General features: G+C 34.0%; 17 protein-coding genes. 5 read left to right on the top strand and 12 right to left on the bottom strand.

Annotation, left to right across the window (positions count from 1 at the left end; genetic code table 11):
* Window positions 1-82 precede the first annotated feature (82 nt).
* Together IPM51_14800 and IPM51_14795 are read left to right on the top strand one after the other, a co-directional pair.
* A complete protein-coding gene (locus IPM51_14800) occupies window positions 83-2668 on the top strand; it encodes an AsmA family protein (GenBank protein ID MBK9285568.1) in 2586 nt (861 codons plus the stop codon).
* A gap of 36 nt (window positions 2669-2704) precedes the next feature.
* Window positions 2705-4210: a HAMP domain-containing histidine kinase gene (locus IPM51_14795; GenBank protein MBK9285567.1), complete on the top strand. Its 1506-nt coding sequence runs from the start codon at window positions 2705-2707 to the stop codon at window positions 4208-4210.
* Here IPM51_14795 and glmS read toward each other — a convergent pair whose 3' ends face one another.
* Genes glmS through IPM51_14780 form a run of 3 tightly spaced genes read right to left on the bottom strand, consistent with a single transcriptional unit; the run spans window position 4211 to window position 7724 of the window.
* Window positions 4211-6055 (bottom strand): glutamine--fructose-6-phosphate transaminase (isomerizing), encoded by a 1845-nt coding sequence (glmS, locus tag IPM51_14790; protein ID MBK9285566.1) that lies wholly within the window; start codon window positions 6053-6055, stop codon window positions 4211-4213.
* A gap of 45 nt (window positions 6056-6100) precedes the next feature.
* Complete coding sequence (locus IPM51_14785) at window positions 6101-7363, bottom strand: pseudouridine synthase (GenBank protein MBK9285565.1); 1263 nt, start codon at window positions 7361-7363, stop codon at window positions 6101-6103.
* 13 nt (window positions 7364-7376) lie between these two features.
* Window positions 7377-7724, bottom strand: coding sequence for a YraN family protein (locus tag IPM51_14780; protein ID MBK9285564.1), 348 nt, complete (start codon window positions 7722-7724; stop codon window positions 7377-7379).
* Between the two features lie 100 nt (window positions 7725-7824).
* Between IPM51_14780 and IPM51_14775 the strand changes: the two genes are divergently transcribed.
* On the top strand, window positions 7825-8463 hold the full coding sequence (locus tag IPM51_14775) for a hypothetical protein (protein ID MBK9285563.1): 639 nt from the start codon (window positions 7825-7827) through the stop codon (window positions 8461-8463).
* 35 nt (window positions 8464-8498) lie between these two features.
* Here IPM51_14775 and IPM51_14770 read toward each other — a convergent pair whose 3' ends face one another.
* From IPM51_14770 to IPM51_14755, 4 genes are all read right to left on the bottom strand, one after another.
* Window positions 8499-8882: a phage holin family protein gene (locus tag IPM51_14770; protein MBK9285562.1), complete on the bottom strand. Its 384-nt coding sequence runs from the start codon at window positions 8880-8882 to the stop codon at window positions 8499-8501.
* The gene (locus IPM51_14765; protein MBK9285561.1) at window positions 8883-10148 is read right to left on the bottom strand and encodes an asparagine synthetase B; all 1266 of its coding nucleotides are present in this window, start codon (window positions 10146-10148) and stop codon (window positions 8883-8885) included.
* Between the two features lie 67 nt (window positions 10149-10215).
* Complete coding sequence (locus IPM51_14760; protein MBK9285560.1) at window positions 10216-10599, bottom strand: DUF4296 domain-containing protein; 384 nt, start codon at window positions 10597-10599, stop codon at window positions 10216-10218.
* Window positions 10580-11185, bottom strand: coding sequence for a hypothetical protein (locus IPM51_14755; protein MBK9285559.1), 606 nt, complete (start codon window positions 11183-11185; stop codon window positions 10580-10582). The genes IPM51_14760 and IPM51_14755 overlap by 20 nt, the downstream gene beginning before the upstream one ends.
* 215 nt (window positions 11186-11400) lie before the next feature.
* Here IPM51_14755 and IPM51_14750 point away from each other — a divergent pair, with 215 nt between their 5' ends.
* Complete coding sequence (locus IPM51_14750; protein ID MBK9285558.1) at window positions 11401-11679, top strand: septum formation initiator family protein; 279 nt, start codon at window positions 11401-11403, stop codon at window positions 11677-11679.
* A gap of 21 nt (window positions 11680-11700) precedes the next feature.
* On the opposite strand, the gene IPM51_14745 is transcribed toward IPM51_14750, so the two are convergent.
* Window positions 11701-12102 (bottom strand): hypothetical protein, encoded by a 402-nt coding sequence (locus IPM51_14745; GenBank protein ID MBK9285557.1) that lies wholly within the window; start codon window positions 12100-12102, stop codon window positions 11701-11703.
* Window positions 12103-12291: 189 nt separating this feature from the next.
* Here IPM51_14745 and IPM51_14740 point away from each other — a divergent pair, with 189 nt between their 5' ends.
* Window positions 12292-12519 carry a hypothetical protein gene (locus tag IPM51_14740; protein MBK9285556.1) on the top strand — a complete coding sequence of 76 codons (228 nt, stop codon included), beginning with the start codon at window positions 12292-12294 and terminating at the stop codon, window positions 12517-12519.
* Here the strand turns inward: IPM51_14740 and gatC are convergent.
* The 4 genes from gatC to IPM51_14720 are packed head-to-tail and all read right to left on the bottom strand — an operon-like array spanning window position 12494 to window position 16743.
* Window positions 12494-12796, bottom strand: coding sequence for an Asp-tRNA(Asn)/Glu-tRNA(Gln) amidotransferase subunit GatC (gene gatC / locus IPM51_14735; protein ID MBK9285555.1), 303 nt, complete (start codon window positions 12794-12796; stop codon window positions 12494-12496). The two genes, IPM51_14740 and gatC, sit on opposite strands and share 26 nt — an antisense overlap.
* Complete coding sequence (locus IPM51_14730; GenBank protein ID MBK9285554.1) at window positions 12780-13532, bottom strand: 1-acyl-sn-glycerol-3-phosphate acyltransferase; 753 nt, start codon at window positions 13530-13532, stop codon at window positions 12780-12782. Before IPM51_14730 ends, gatC begins: the two co-directional genes overlap by 17 nt.
* A gap of 41 nt (window positions 13533-13573) precedes the next feature.
* Entirely contained in the window at window positions 13574-15769 is a 2196-nt protein-coding gene (locus IPM51_14725) for an OmpA family protein (protein ID MBK9285553.1), read from the bottom strand.
* A gap of 17 nt (window positions 15770-15786) precedes the next feature.
* Window positions 15787-16743 carry a type IX secretion system membrane protein PorP/SprF gene (locus tag IPM51_14720; GenBank protein ID MBK9285552.1) on the bottom strand — a complete coding sequence of 319 codons (957 nt, stop codon included), beginning with the start codon at window positions 16741-16743 and terminating at the stop codon, window positions 15787-15789.
* Window positions 16744-16755: the final 12 nt, after the last annotated feature.

Raw genomic sequence — 16755 nt, 5'->3', positions numbered from 1 at the left:
CTGTTTTTATTAAAATCACTTTGTTTAAATCCTGTATCTTAACTTCTCACCTTGCATTTTACTTTTATGCACCTTTAGTAAAGTGGAAGAACAGCCAAATAAACTCGTAAAAAAAAATCCTTTTATTCGATTGCTTAAACTAATTGTTTGGTTAGCAACTGCTTTTGTTCTGTTTTGTTTAATTGGTATTACTTTAGTTTTTATTTATGAAGATAAAGTGAAAAGTTTGCTGATTACCGAATTAAATAAAAATTTAAAAAGTGAAATAAAAGTACAACCGGAAAATATTGATTTAACTTTTATCTCCAGTTTTCCAAAATGTGCCTTATTGTTTAAAGATGTTGTGGTGATGGAAAGCTGGAATAAAAAAAACAGAGATACTTTGGCTCAAATTGGTTCCATTGGTTTAAGATTTAGCTTAAAAGATTTGTTTTACAAAAAGTATAACATCTCCGAAATACAAATCATGCACGCTGAAATAAATTTAAAAACTGATGGGAAAGGAACGCATAATTTTGAAATTTGGAAAAGCAATGCGGAAAATAATAATTCTGTTAACGATAGCCTTAACTTTAAACTCGAAAAAATTTCTATTCAAAACAGCAGCATAAACTATCGCAACAAAAAAGAATTATTAATGAGTGAATTTGTAATTCATGAAATTCACTTTAAAGGAAACTTTCATGAAGAAGAATTTGAATTGCAAACCCAGGGTGAACTACAAAAAGCTTCTTTGCAGAAAGACAAACTTTCCTACTTCCAAAACAAAAATATTAAATTAGAAATAAACTTGGAGGTAAAGAAAAATGAATACCAATTTAAATCGGCCCTCGTTCAGTTAAACCAAATGATTTTTGATTTAAACGGAGATTTTAAATATTCCGACTCCTTAGAATCCTTAGACCTGCGCTATCAGGCTAAAAATTTAGATGTTTCAGCCATTCTCTCTTTACTTCCCGAAAAATACAAACAACGAATTAACGAATATAAAAGTGATGGGGAGTTTTATGCCGGAGGAAAAATAAAATATGCAACAAATGAACCTTTGATGATGCAAAGTGATTTTGGCGTAAAAAACAGTTCCATTCTCTATAAACCCACCGGTGTTTCATTAACTAACATTCAATTGCAAGGCACTTTTTTCATGGATAAAACAAAGTCCGGACTTACCTTAAAAAATATTCACGCTTTGTTGGAAGGAGATAAAATTCAAGGTGAGTTTGCTTTAAATGATTTTAATAATCCACACCTAAACCTTAAAGCAGATGGTGAACTAAATTTAAATAAGCTGATGAAGTTCTGGCCTATTGATACGCTGGAGAAGCTGGAAGGGAAATTAAACTTTAAGGCTAGTGTAAGCGGAAAACTAGAAAATTTAAAAGAGAAAACTTTATCTGAAAATGTAAATATAAATATAGATGCAGGTTTAAATCAAATCCTCATCCAATTTAAAAACGATCAAAAGGAAAGTAAAATAGAATCCTGTCGGGTTGTTTTAATTGAACGCAGTGCTACAGTTGAAAATCTGGTTTTAAAACGCGGAGGCTCGGATTTAACCATAAATGGAAAGATACCCGGACTTTTTAATTTTATTTTAAACAGTAAACAAAATTTAAATATTATTGGTGAGTTAAAAAGCAATAATTTCCATGCCGAAGATTTTATTTATTCCTCCGGGCAATCCTCTGAAATTAATATTCCGGAAAATTTAAATTTAAAATTGAATGTACTGGTCAATGAACTGCAGTTTAAAGAATTTAAAGCTCAAAACATTTCAGGTGAATTTGAACTGAAAAATCAAAAGATCATGATTAGTGACATGAACTTTGAGACCATGGATGGCAAAGCAGAAATTGATGCATTGGCCGACGGTTCCAATCAAAACTTAAGCGTGAATATGCAAGCTAATCTGCAAAACATAAACATTCAAAAATTATTTTCACAACTCAATAATTTTGGACAAGCTACATTAACCGATAAACAGGTAAAAGGGTTTGCTAATGCACAAATACATTGTTCGGCGAAATGGGATAATCACTTAAATGTGGATTTAAATTCGATACGCTCCACGGTCACGTTAAACATTAATCAAGGCGAGCTTAATGATTTTAAACCCCTTGAAGGTTTGTCTAAATATGTGGATGTAGAAGATTTAAAAAGAATTAAATTTTCGACCTTAAGCAGCACGATCAGTATTCAAAACAAGATTATTTATATTCCGCAAACTACCGTTAAAAATACTGCCCTCAACATTGAATTAAACGGTACCCATGACTTTGACAACAATATAAATTATCACATTCGATTATTGATAAGTGAATTACTTTCTAAAAAACGTAAAGGAAGCGATGACGAATTTGGGCCGGTGGAAAACGACCCCGAAAACCGCAGAAGTGCATTTATACAAATGAGCGGGAATATTGATGACATACATTACAAATACGATAAACAAGGCCTAAAACAAAAAATTAAAGAAGACATTCAACTTGAGAAACAAAATTTAAAACAAATTTTAAAAGAAGAGTTCGGTTTATTTAAAAATGATACCCTTAAACCCAAAGAAAAAAATAAAGCCGATCAAAAATTTGAATTGGAGCAACCTAACAATAAGAAGAAAGAAAAACCGTTAGAACCTAAAAAGAAAGACGACGACGATGATGACTTTTAATGCATCAAAATGTTTATCTTTAACTACGTTTAGCCTGTGAATATATACACCCAAAAACAAAGATGGAAATTAGTATTGGCCGGAATTGCCTTTATTATTGTTTTGGCTTCGTGGTGGTATACCCGAAACGTTATTGAGCGAATTAAGAACGAAGAAAAACAAAAAGTACAGTTGTGGGCCAAGGCCGTTCAAAAAAAGGCCAAGCTGGTTAAATTCACCAATGAACTTTTTGAAAAAATTAAAACCGAAGAATTAAAAAAGGCGGAATTGTATGCCGAAGCTACCCGGCAATTGAGCAGCGATATTCAAAACCCGGATTTTGTTTTAAAAGTTTTATCGGAAAATACCACCGTGCCGGTTATTTTAACCAACGATGACGATAAAATAACAGCCTATAGAAATTTAGATTCTACCATTGAAAATAATCCGGAAGCCATAAAAGCCGAATTAATTAAAATGAAATCGGCTTACCCCGCCGTGGTTATCAATTATTACAAAAACAAAAAAGCCTATTTATATCATAAGGACAGTAAGGTTTTTACCGACATACAATTGGTATTTGACAGTTTAACCAAATCCTTTATGGATGAAGTGGCCGTTAATACCGCTGCTGTACCGGTTATCTACACCGATTCCACTCAAAAAATAGTATTAGAGAAAAATAGTAAAATAGATTCGGCCTCTGTATCGAGTGAAGAAAATTTAGCTTCAACCTTAAAAAATTTAGCTTCGCAAAATGAACCCATAGAAATTGTTTTGAAAGAAGGCGATAAAAATTATATTTTTTATGCGGAGTCGGAAATACTTACCCAATTGCGTTGGTACCCTTATGTACAATTTGGTGTAATTGGCTTGTTTTTACTCATAGCTTATATTTTGTTCAGCACAGCCCGTAAGGCAGAACAAGATCAGGTTTGGGTGGGCATGAGCAAAGAAACCGCCCATCAATTAGGAACGCCTCTATCCTCACTCATGGCCTGGAACGAACATTTAAGAGGAATTGGTGTGGATGAAAATATTATTAATGAAATGCAATCGGATGTAAAACGTTTGCACACCATCACCGAACGATTCAGTAAAATTGGTTCACAACCTACTTTAACTTCAGAAAATGTAAATGAAATTATTGCCAATGCCATTGCTTATTTAAAAACACGTACTTCAAAAAATGTAAAGTATCATTTGGATTTACCGAATGAAGTAATGCAAGCCAATCTTTGTGTTCCTTTATTTGAATGGGTAATCGAAAATATTTGCAAAAATGCCATTGATGCCATGGATGGTAAAGGAGAAATATTTATTACAATGAAAGATGTGCCGGAAGGATTAACGATAGACCTGAGAGATACCGGAAAAGGAATTGCGAAAACTAAATTTAAAACGGTATTTGAACCGGGTTATACCAGCAAGCAAAGAGGTTGGGGCTTAGGGCTCAGCTTATGCAAAAGAATTATTGAAAATTACCACGAAGGAAAAATTTACGTATTGGACAGCGAAATTAATAAAGGAACTACCTTTAGAATTGAGTTGAAAAGGAATTGATTACTCCACCGTTACACTCTTTGCCAAGTTTCGAGGTTGATCGACATTACAGCCGCGCATTACCGCAATATGATAGGATAAAAGTTGAAGGGGAATAACGGAAATTAAAGGAACCAATAACTCATCTGTTTCAGGAATTTCAACGGCATAATCAGCCATGCTCTTTACTTCTTTATCTCCTTTAGTAACTACAGCAATTATTTTTCCTTTACGGGCTTTTACTTCCTGAATATTACTTACCACTTTTTCATAATTCAATCCTTTGGTGGCAATTACAAACACCGGCATTTCTTCATCTATTAATGCAATGGGTCCGTGTTTCATTTCCGCAGCCGGATAACCTTCGGCGTGGATGTAAGAAATTTCTTTCAGCTTTAAAGCGCCTTCTAATGCAACGGGAAAAGAAACCCCGCGGCCCAGGTAAAGTGCATTATTACAATCTTTATACTTATAGGCAATTTCTTTAATGGTATCATTCATCTCCAACACTTCTTGAATTTTAGCAGGTATGCCTTCTACTTCAAACAATAAACTTCTGAAACGACTTTCGGTTAAGGTGCCTCTTACTTTAGCCATCTCCAGAGCCATTAAGGTAAGCACAGTCACTTGCGCAGTAAATGCTTTGGTAGATGCAACACCAATTTCCGGTCCGGCATGGGTATAACTTCCGCCATGTGTTGCACGGGCAATAGAAGAACCTACCACATTACAAATTCCCAATACGGTTGCTCCTCGCGATTTAGCCATTTCAATTGCCGCTAAAGTATCGGCCGTTTCACCACTTTGAGAAATGGCGATAACAATATCATCTGAATTAATAATTGGATTGCGGTAACGGAATTCGGAAGCATATTCCACTTCAACCGGAATACGAGCCAATTCTTCCATCAAATATTCACCCACTAATCCGGCGTGCCAGGAAGTGCCACAGGCCACAAAAATAATTCTGCGCGCTTTTTCAAATTTTTTAATGTGATCTTCAATTCCTCCCAATTTAATTTCTGCCTTGGAAGCATTTAATCTTCCTCGCATACTATCTAAAACCGAACGGGGTTGCTCATAAATTTCTTTAAGCATGAAATGATCAAAGCCTCCTTTTTCAATAGACTCTAATTCTAAAGTAAGCTTTTGAATATATGGTGTAATTTCTTTAGCCTTTAAATTTCTAATTTTTAATGGCTCTCCTCTTCGCATCACAGCTACTTGTTCGTCATCCAAATACACTACATTTTTAGTATACTCCACTATAGGTGATGCGTCTGAAGCAATAAAATAATCATTGTCTCCTACACCGATTACCATGGGACTTCCTTTTTTAGCCGCAACTAAATTGTTTGGATCATTTTTATCCATCACCACTATAGCGTAAGCCCCAATGACCTGATTTAATGCGGCAACAACTGCTAAACCTAAAGTACAATTTTCGTTTTGTTGAATTTCTTCTATTAAATGCGCCAGTACTTCCGTATCCGTTTGCGATTCAAACTCATGTCCGCGTTTTTTTAATCCTTCTTTAATGGAGGCATAATTTTCGATAATGCCGTTATGAATAATTACAATATTTTTAGTTTGAGAATAATGCGGGTGCGAATTAACATCATTAGGTTCGCCGTGTGTGGCCCAACGCGTATGTCCAATACCAATATCACCGCTTCTATCACTACTCTTAATAAAATCAACTAAGTCGCTAACCTTACCTTTCTTTTTATATATGTTTAAATTTCCGTCAGGATTAATAACCGCAACACCGGCGCTGTCATAACCGCGGTACTCCAATCGTTGTAATCCTTTAATAATTATGGGATAAGCCTCTCGCTTTCCAATGTAACCTACAATGCCACACATAGAATATTAGAATTTGGACAAATTACAAAATAAATATACAAAATTTTAACCAATCATGTTTAAGAAACTTATTTCCTTTTGCGTTAAAAACCGGTGTTTTCCTCTTGGTAAATCTTTTTTTGTGAGTCCCGCAAAAGCCACCCGATCCAGTTTAAGCACTTCATAACCTAAATGCTCGAATAAGCGGCGAACAATTCTGTTTCTTCCGCTGTGAATTTCAATCCCCACTTCTTTTTTTCCTTCTCCTACAAAAGCTAAATCATCGGCTGAAATTTTTCCGTCTTCCAATTCAACCCCTTCAATAATAGCCTTAAAATCTTCGGTACGCAACCCTTTATTTAAACTCACGTGATACAATTTTTTAATACCATGTTTAGGATGCGTTAATTTTTTAGTAAGCGCGCCATCATTGGTGAGTAAAAGTAATCCGGTTGTATTTCTGTCTAATCGGCCCACCGGATAAACCCGTTCGCGGCAAGCCCCTTGAATTAAATCCAACACCGTTTTTCTTTCCTGCGGATCATCCATGGTGCTGATGTAATCTTTGGGTTTGTTTAATAATAAATAAACCTTTTTTTCATTTTTAACTGCGGCGTCGCCATAAGTAACTTTATCGGTTGGGGAAATTTTAAATCCCATTTCTGTTATCACTTTTCCGTTTACTTTTACCGTTCCGCTTTTGATTAAATCATCCGCATCGCGACGTGAAGCAATACCGGAGTGTGCCAGATATTTATTTAAACGGATAAGTCCATCGTCATTCGTTTGTTTTTTCTGAGGAGCTTTGCCTGATTTTTTCTTATCGAATGTATCCTTAAACCTTGGTTTTTCTTCTAAGTCGGAATATTTAATGCGTTTCTCTCCTTCGTATTTATTTTTTTTGCTGTAACGATCTTTGGAATCAAACGAGCGTTCTTTAGATGGGTACTTGGGTTTTGAATCGCGCGATTCACTGTTTCCTTCCTTACCTTCTTTCTCAAATTTATTTTTACGTTCAAATTTATTTTCGGTGAAGTCTCTTTTAAACGGACGTTTATGCGTTTTATCACCCTTACTTTCGAAATAATTTTTTTTGAATCCGGAACTATTGGTAGACCGAAATTCTTTATTTCTGGTGAATGAACGTTTTTGTTTATAGGATTTTTTTTCTTCCTCTTCGGTCTTTTTTTCGTCTATATCTTCATTCTTTTTTTTCGCGAATGAATCTTCATTTTTTCTTTCAGAAAAAGTTCTTTTTTTAGAAGTATAATTATTGGTTTTAGAACGTGGTTTTTTATGTGGCTCTTCGTTTTTGCTCTTATTTTTCATGTTGTAAAGTTAGCTACTTAAAGTGAGGATAAAAGGCCGATTTTAGATGTTTTACAACATAATTGTTATTAATTAATAAAATGGCGATGACATCAAACCGGGCTTCCAATACAATGTCTTTTTGTTCAATATAATGATGGGCAGCTTCCACTATAAAGCGCTGTTTTTTAGGATTTACAAAGATTTCCGGCTCTCCAAAATCCGCCGTACTGCGTGCTTTAACTTCAAAAAAAACCAGATTATTTCCGTCAACACCAATAATATCAATTTCTAATTTTTTATATCGCCAGTTGGTATCTAAAATTTTGATTCCTTTCGACTCGAGAAATGCTTTAGCCCTACTTTCAGCCTCTCGGCCCATTATTTGTGAATTTTTTAGCTTCAATTTATATCAAATTTTATATATTAGATGTTTTATATTATTAACTTTAAGCCTCTATAAAACTATTAATTTTATACACATGAAGCGTTGTATTTTCTTTTTTTCTGTTTTTCTTGCTACGGTTGCTGTATCGGCCCAATCTTTTAATGGAGCCATTGATTTTAAATATTATAAAGGGAGTGATACCCTTAATAATGTTTATTTGGTAAAAGATCAGGTTGTTAAATTGGTACAATACGGTAAAAAATCAGGAACAATTGAGGGTGGTTTTATTTTTGATTTAACCAATCATAATATTCGTTGGATTAACCCGAAAAGAAAAGTGTGGGGAGATCATAAAAGTGAAACGCCGGCTTTGATAAAAGGTAAATGTGAAGTGAGTAAAGGAAATCAGACTAAAACCATACAAGGATTTAAGTGCCAGGAATACATTGTAAAAAACCCGGACGAAAACACCAGCATTACCTATTGGATTTGCACCGAAAAGTTTAATTTTTTCATTCCGGTTTTACAATTATGGAACAGAAAAGACAAACAAAGCGTTTACTTTAATCAAATTACCGGATTGCCACAAGGCGCAATGCCATTGTTGAGTGAAGAGAAACAAATTAACGACGGGAAAGTATTAACCAGACTGGAAGTAGTTAAAATTGCCAATAAATCATTGGATGAAGCCAGCGTTAGTGTACCTTCTGATTTTACCAAGTTCGATAAATAAGACAACGTTTTTTAATTTGAAATTACAGGGCAGGATTAATAATCCTGCTCTTTATTTTTATGGATACGTATGTTGGTTTTACTTATGCCAAATACCACATTTAAAATTCCGGTGATGATGGATAGAATAATGCTAAATAATAAAGCATACCAAAAACCATTCACATGAAAACCACTTACTAATTTATCGGCAAATAAAATAATAAAGGCATTTATGGCCAAAAGAAAAAAGCCTAATGTAAAAATGGTAATAGGAATAGTGAGTATGGTAAATAAAGGTTTTACTATGGTATTTAAAAATGCCAAAACAATGGCAACTAAAACAGCATCCAAAATATTATCTACCTGAACACCCGGAGCAATATGTGCTACCACAAATACAGCCAAAGCCGAAACCAATAATTTAGCTAAAAAATTCATTTAGGTTTTTTGTTTTTTCTTTTTAGCAGCCGGAAATAAAATATTATTTAAGATTAAACGATAGCCGGGTGAGTTGGGGTGCAAACTTAAATCAGTTGGCGGTTCTTCAACTCTATGCTCATAATCTTCCGGATCGTGTCCGGCATAAAAAGTCCAAGTTCCTTTACCATGATCTCCATGAATATATCTGGCTTCATTAAAGGCTTTAGCTTCTCCCATAATTAGTACACCTTTTTTAATGTATTTTTTATCGAAGCCTGCGGTTTGTCCCCAAAATCCCTGAACTATGCTGGTGTGATTTTGGCATAACATGGTTGGTACCGGATCCCATTTTGCCGAAAATTCAAATAAAGAGAATACATCTGTTTTTTGAGTCATTCCATATTGACGACGGTGGCCGTAAGTATCAATGGTTGAATACTCATATTCCATGGGATTCATGCTTAATTTATAATTTTCAAACGCAAAACCCTTAGTGAAATCAATTTTTGAATTTGCACTTTTATCCATAGGATCGTGATCAAACATGCTCTCGCAAATATCTACCCCTTCACTTGCCAATGCAATATCATAACTATCCGTGGCGCTGCACATGGCAAATAAAAAACCGCCGCCGAAAACAAAATCGCGAATTTTTTTAGCAGAGCTTAATTTCATTTGAGATACTTTGGTAAAGCCCAACTTTTTAGCTGTGTTTTCGTTTTCTCTCACCTCAGCCTGATACCAGGCCGCAAATTGAAATTGTCCGTAAAACTTTCCGTATTGTCCGGTAAAATCTTCGTGATGCAGGTGCAACCAATCATAATCTTTGAGTTTATCTAAGTGCAATTCTTCGTCATACACTAAATCGTATGGAATTTCAGCATATTTTAAAACTAGGGTAACCGCATCATCCCAGGGTTGTTTTCCCTTTGGAGAGTAAACAGCAATTCTTGGCGCTTTTTCCAATTTAATGGCATCTTGATTTACTTCGGGGTTTGCAATTTCTGCGAGAATATTGTTTTTTTGAGCATCGGAAATTATTTCATAGGATATACCACGTATTAAACATTCGTTTGCCACCGGTTTTGCATTCGGAATTAAAAAACTGCCCCCTCTGTAATTGGTTAACCAATAAATTTCTAATTCTCCTTTTAAGGCCCAATAAGCCAAGCCATAGGCTTTCAAATGATCTTTTTGTCCGGCATCCATTGGGATTAAAAGCTGGGAAGCGAAATTTTTAAACCCAAAACAGATCAATACTATAATTAGGAAGCTTTTTTTCATTTGAACACTAAATTAATAATTAAAAGTGGGGCTTTTATTTTTACGGCCTGAAAAAAGGTTAAATTCATTATTTCAACGTATCTGTATTTTTATTTTCTTTTTTCAATTTTCGGTTACTTAATTCGATGAGTACCTCGTCAAAAATTTCTTTTAGGGCCTGAGGATTTCGCGTATAAAAACGGGTTGTAGAATCGTAAATTGCTTTTTCAATTTTATTTTCTTTTAAGGGATTAAAAGCATAAGCCGAATCAAAAGCATTTCCCGCTAAGTTGAGTAAATTTAAGTTGGTTGCACTTTCTGCCATTGCCATATCGGCCAGTAAATTTATATACCGCTCTTTTTTCAAAACATAATCGGGTATTTGAAGTTCATCCTGCTTTGAAGAGCAGGCGCTTAAAAGAACGATAACAATACCCAGGGAAATATTATTTTTAATTGGTGTGAAATTCATAATCTCCTGATTTATTTATTTTAAAATTGGGCATTGTTTTGTAGTTTTCAAAATACAGATAAGCGATTTTAAGGTTTGTCCAAAATTCGTAATGCTCATGTTTTTTTTCAGCGGTTTGAAAGTGTTCCCAATTTTTTTCATTCATGCGAAAAGGAAAAATGCTTACGCCAACATCATTACCTGCATTTTTTGCTTCAACACAAAGCACGTAAACTTCTTCTATCGGTTCGTTTTGAAGCGGAATACAACCAATGGTAACACAATAACCATGTATCATGATGTCTCCGCCCGGCCTTGACCCTTTTGCCTTTTTTTTATCAGATAAATTCGGGTAATTAATTTTCATACCCAGATGATAATCGCTCATGGGATTAAACCAGGAAACATGATACATGCCTTCCGGAATTTGTCCGTCTCCCTCTTTTCGTTTAGGACCTAAATCTCCGCTAGTTGCACAGATGGGTATAGTTTTAAGGAGTGTAAATTGTTTTGCGCCTTTATTTCTGGCCCAAATTTCAAGTTCTTTTTCACGCTTAAAGCTTCGCAAGTGAATTTCTATATTTTCTGTAGCTAGGCCTTTGCTTATCAAAAGCTTTTGTAAACCGACCCATTTAGAATCATAGGCTGTTTTCACCCTTTTGTATTTTATTTGACTGCTTTTGAAACTTGTGCCATTTGATTGTGACCATAAAGAAGAAGTCAAAAAAACTAACAATACACCCTTAATAACCTTTTTAGTATAACTACTTACAAACAGACACATTACCTTAAATTTGATATGCACCTCTAAGATAATGTGTTTTGCTAAAAGTATTCAAGAATAAGTATTTTTTAACGTGCGTGGCCATTTTGGCCTGGCTGTTATTTTTTGATAAAAACGATGTTTTTTCTCAATGGGAACTCATTCAAAAATGCAAAAAATTAGAAAAAGAACGGAATTATTATATCCATGAAATTGCCGAAAACCGATTTCACTTGAATGAACTGGCGACTAATAAAAAGAGTTTAGAAACCTTTGCCAGGGAAAAATACCTTATGAAAAAGGATAACGAAGATGTTTTTGTGTTTGTGACAAAATAATTTTTTGATTCATTATTCTTTTTACTTCAAATTTTCCTGTACAAATTCTATTAATTGATTATCGGTCATTTGATCTGCGGATTCTACTTTAATTTTTTTATCAGAAAATTTCTTGTTTTCCAGAATTAAGTTGTACAATTCGTTTTTAGCCTTTGTTGGTCCAAAAAGTAATATGTTTTGATAATCTGCAAGCAATTCCATCAGTTGATTAAAATACTCCTTAATTTGTGCATTTTCTTTCTGATTTTTTGTGAATTCATTATTGGAAGAATTTGGACCCCATCTTGTGCCATCAGCGCCTTGACCGTCAACTCTTGGGAATTTGTCATGGCCTGAAACTACAATGGCAATTTCTTTTTCAACTGTGATGAATTTTGCTTGATGATAATCCATCCAAACACCTACACTATTTTCTTTTTTCATATTCTCCAAATTTATACATTCAAATGAATGTACCCTTAAATTATATTCATTTTACGCTAATTATTTTGAAAAACGATAAAAATCATGTTAAAATGTTCAAAATACTCCGTCCTTTAATTTAACTTTACAACATTGGATAGAAAAAATAAATATCTGTTAATTTTTTTCGTTTTCATTTTTTTAATGGTAATGAATACTCCATTAATTGCGCAATGCGCCATGTGTAAGCAAGCAGCAGAAACTTCTTTAAAAAGCGACCCGAATTCTGTGGCCAGAGGTTTAAATTCCGGAATACTGTATTTGCTTTTGATGCCCTATTTATTGTTGTGTTTTATTTTTCGTAAGCAAATAGCTTCTTTGTGGAGAAAAATCCGGAACAAAGGAGAGCCAACTACACCTGTTGATCAATTACCTTAGGTACCTTAAAATAATCGCTATCTTTTCTCGGTGCATTTTTTAAAGCTTCTTTTTGATTGAGTGTAACTTCAGGACTATCTGCTCTTAAAACGTTAGTTTCTTCAGTCATGTATATAAGTGGCTGTATAGAATCTGTATTTAATTCATTCAACTTATCTACAAAGCTCAACATTCTATTGAGATCATTTAAAATTTCTGCTTTTGAGTCATCATTAAACTCAAGTCTTGCCAAATGTGCAATTTCATCTACTGTTTTGATATCAATTTTGTTTGCCATGGTAATTTTCTAATTCCTGTTTTACAAAGGTAAATACTTTTTGCTTAAGTTCTTCGATATTGGTTTCGTTTAAGTTTTGGGTTTCTATAATATCGCCAACAATAATTTTTGGAATACCGGGTCTACCATTACTTTTAAAAAACCCGCCATTTTGCAAAAATTGCCAGTTATTCAAATTTGCAACAGGTACAATAGGTACTTGTTTTTCTATTGCTAATTTAAAAGCTCCGTTTTTAAAAGGTTTAAGTTTGCCATGAGAGGAAATTGTTCCTTCGGGATAAATAACCACGCTTTGTCCCTGATCAATTTTTTTTCCGGCTTCAATAAATGCTTTGTGTGAATCCTTCACGCTTTTTCTGTTTACCGGAATATCAAGATAAACAAAAAAATACTTAAATAAGGGTATTTTTAATAATTCGGCTTTGGCCATATAAACAGCAGTGTGATCGATGTAAAGCGGACTTAAAACAATATCCAGATAAGAAGTGTGATTAGAAACAATAATACAGGGTTTAGGTAATTTTATTTTTTTGGATTTATATTTTATTACCGGAAAAAGAAATGAGCTATATAAAATAATTTTAGCCCATACTCTTTTTAATGAAAATGCCAAATCTGCATTTTTAGTTAAAAAACAAAAATAAAACAATGGAAATAATATTAAAAATGGAATGATAAAACTAAGTGCAAACCAAATTTTCCATAGCGGAGAAAATATATAACGTAATAGATTCAATAATAAAAATGTACACAAAAGTAAACCAAAGAACTACATCTTTATTTCATTTTGGTGATAATAAATTCTGTTCTTCTGTTTGCAGCGTGTTCGTCTTCACTGCATTTAGATTGTACTTTACCTTCGCACTTACAATCATTTAATAATTTCGATTCCCCATAACCCTTGCCTTTTATTCGGGCACTTTCAATTCCTTGTTTAATAATATACTTTGCGCTTGCTTTTGCTCGTTTGTCGGAAAGTGACATATTAGCCTTTGCTGCTCCTCTGCAATCCGTATGTGAGCCCAATTCGATGTACATGTTCTTGTACTCCTTCATGGTATTTACAACTTTATCTAACTCCACGGCAGCATCTTTTCGTATATTAAATTTGCCTAAGTCAAAGAAAATTGGTTTTATATCTATCATCTTGGCTAAATCCATACCTACCATGGCTTGTCCCATTTTCATATCTATACTTTCATTTAATTTAATATCGCCTGGAGATTTAATATCATAAATGAATATTAATTCTTTAGTAACATATTTATCTTTTTCCAATTTCACGGAGTAGCTGATTTTATCTCCTAATTTTTTACCGCTAATTGCTTTTCTATAATCTCCTTCTGCTGTTGTTGTGTAGGTATCAAATGCATCATTGGAAGGTAATTCTTTGATAGTCATTTTAACTCCGTCCAAGGGTTTTCCCGTTTTTACATCCGAAACAATTCCAACCAAAGCCAATTTCGGATCTTTTTCTAATAATAATTCCTTGGTAAAAGAATCTTCGCTGCTGGTTTGTGTTGATACACTGTCTTGAAATTTATAATAATCGGGCTTGTCTACTGCCAATTTATACAACATATCTTCTTCTACTGTAGTGTCAAATTCTCCGGATTCATTTGTTCGAATAGTATCTTCATTAAATTGAATAAGGGTATTGGCTAAAAGTTCACCGCTGTCTTTATCTTTGGTTATAAACTTCACTTCTTTCCCTCTTTTTACTTCTCTTAAAATGGTAAGATCGTAAATGTCATCATCCATGCCGCCATTTTTACGATTAGAGCTGATGTAACCCACTTTATTATCTGGTCCTAAAAACAATCCAAAGTCATCGTCTTTACTATTTACAGGCTGCCCCATATTATAAATTCTTCCTGCCTTGCCGTCTTTTATTTTTGTTTCATAAATATCTAACCCGCCTAAACCATCATGTCCATTAGAAGCAAAGTATAATAAATTGTTGGATGCTATAAAAGGAAATACTTCGTTACCGGGTGTGTTAACTTTATCACCTAAATTAACTGGGGCACTCCAAGCGGTATCACTTTCCTTTACAACTTTGTAAATATCCATTCCTCCTCTACCTCCCGGCATGTCTGAGGCAAAATACAATGTATTTCCATCTGCGGATATACTTGGGTGAGCACAATTAAAATCATTATTATTAAAATCTAATTCGGTAACGCGCTCTAACCCGTTTACGTTCATTGTTGCTTCAAATATTTTTAACTTATATGTGCCATCGCTTGAAACTGCTTTTTTGTTGTAATTGTTTCTTGTAAAATAAAGTGTATTAAAATCAGCACTAAAACAAACCGGACCATCATTATACTTGGAGTTTAAATTCCCCATAAATTCTTTTGGTTTTAAGTCGATGCCGCTGCTTTTTTCGGTAGTGTATAGATTTAAATAATTGTTGTTTGTCCAAGCATGTTTTTTATTAATCCATTTGGTTTGATTTCTTGTTGATGCAAAAACTACGGTAGAATTGAATAAAACAGCGCAGAAATCAGCATTGGTGGAATTGTAACTAACGGACTCAACAGAATACGCATCCATGTTTTTAGTATACATTTTCATTTTTTCAAAAGAAGAGGCTAATTCCTTACCGCGCTCGTCGGCTGTGTACTGTTCAAAATAAGTTTTTGCTTCATCGCCTCTTCCGCTTTCCATGAGCGCCTGACCATAATAAAGCTTGTGAATTAATTCAGCATTTCCTGTTCGAACTAATCCGCCATAACATTTTAGCTGACCGGAAGCATTATTGGTTAAACGATAACAATCACCCAAATTAGTTAATATACTTTTGTTGCTACTATCCTTCAGATAAGCTTTTTCATAATGAGGGATGGCTTGTGAATAAGCTTGTGTGCTGAAATATTTATTTGCTTTTTTTAAATCACGTGTTTGCGCAAAATAAAAAACAGGAAAGAAAAGAGTACAAGTTATGACTTTGAGAATAATGTTTTTCATACAAATTATTTAATTGCTTAGAAATATCTTGGTGTTATTACTTTTTTGCCTTTGTAACTAAATAAGTAATTCAAAACTATTTCATGAGAGCCTTGTGAATATTTCTGAATGTCATTTAATGTATAATCAAAGGCATAGCTTACTAAAAACTGCGCATTTACCTGCAAGCCTACCATGGCAGAAGCTGCTGAGCCGTTTCGGTACCCTAAACCAGCCCAAACCATATCTTTAATTAATAGATTTGCGTTAAGATCAAATTGCAAAGGTGAATTTTGCACGGCCTTCAACATTCCCTGTGCTTTTAATTTTAAATCTTTATTTAGTTTAAATAAATTTCCTACAGTTAAATAATAATGAAAATATTCGGGCTGTACTTTTGAATCAACAACCACCGAACCGTTAGTGGAGAATTTAACTCTGTCGTCAATAAAACGAGGAACGGACAAACCGGCATAAAACGATTGATTGTTGAAATAAATTCCGGTACCGAAATTAGGAGCCATGGTGCTAGGCGTACCTATAAACTGAGGGTCTTTGGAGCCATCATCGTTTGATTTTATCTGATCAAATTTGTTTACTTGATTATGCAATCCGCCCATTAAACCAAAAGCCAATGTGCTTTTTTCTCCGGTTTTTAGTCTATAGGCGTAATTCAAATAAATTAAGTTATGATTTAGCACTCCTATTCTTTCGTTTAATACGCTTAAACCTAAACCCATTTTATTTTCCATCAATGGTCCATGAATAGCAAACGAAGTGGTTACGGGTCTTCCGCTGAAGTTAACCCATTGCTGACGGTGCAATAATGTAGCACTCATTGCTTCCTTACTTCCGGCATAGGCAGGATTAATAAACGTTTCATTAAACATATATTGCGTAAACATATAATCAAACTGCGCTTTTAACTCGCCACTTATCTGGAATAGCACTGCTGTAATTGCTATTACGATTGATTTTTGAATTGACTTTTTCATACTTAATTTCTT

The sequence above is a fragment of the Sphingobacteriaceae bacterium genome, from assembly GCA_016715905.1.
Classification (GTDB): domain Bacteria; phylum Bacteroidota; class Bacteroidia; order B-17B0; family Aurantibacillaceae; genus Aurantibacillus.
Note: the sequence above shows the minus strand (reverse complement) of the source record. Positions and strands in the feature narration are given on the sequence as shown.

Bases quoted from the DNA above. Each gene is read 5' to 3' on its own strand.
- glmS (MBK9285566.1), bottom strand. From the start codon at position 6,055: ATGTGTGGCATTGTAGGTTACATTGGAAAGCGAGAGGCTTATCCCATA.
- IPM51_14785 (MBK9285565.1), bottom strand. From the start codon at position 7,363: ATGAAAAATAAGAGCAAAAACGAAGAGCCACATAAAAAACCACGTTCT.
- IPM51_14780 (MBK9285564.1), bottom strand. From the start codon at position 7,724: ATGGGCCGAGAGGCTGAAAGTAGGGCTAAAGCATTTCTCGAGTCGAAA.
- IPM51_14775 (MBK9285563.1), top strand. From the start codon at position 7,825: ATGAAGCGTTGTATTTTCTTTTTTTCTGTTTTTCTTGCTACGGTTGCT.
- IPM51_14770 (MBK9285562.1), bottom strand. From the start codon at position 8,882: ATGAATTTTTTAGCTAAATTATTGGTTTCGGCTTTGGCTGTATTTGTG.
- IPM51_14765 (MBK9285561.1), bottom strand. From the start codon at position 10,148: ATGAAAAAAAGCTTCCTAATTATAGTATTGATCTGTTTTGGGTTTAAA.
- IPM51_14760 (MBK9285560.1), bottom strand. From the start codon at position 10,599: ATGAATTTCACACCAATTAAAAATAATATTTCCCTGGGTATTGTTATC.
- IPM51_14745 (MBK9285557.1), bottom strand. From the start codon at position 12,102: ATGAAAAAAGAAAATAGTGTAGGTGTTTGGATGGATTATCATCAAGCA.
- IPM51_14740 (MBK9285556.1), top strand. From the start codon at position 12,292: ATGAATACTCCATTAATTGCGCAATGCGCCATGTGTAAGCAAGCAGCA.
- gatC (MBK9285555.1), bottom strand. From the start codon at position 12,796: ATGGCAAACAAAATTGATATCAAAACAGTAGATGAAATTGCACATTTG.
- IPM51_14725 (MBK9285553.1), bottom strand. From the start codon at position 15,769: ATGAAAAACATTATTCTCAAAGTCATAACTTGTACTCTTTTCTTTCCT.
- IPM51_14720 (MBK9285552.1), bottom strand. From the start codon at position 16,743: ATGAAAAAGTCAATTCAAAAATCAATCGTAATAGCAATTACAGCAGTG.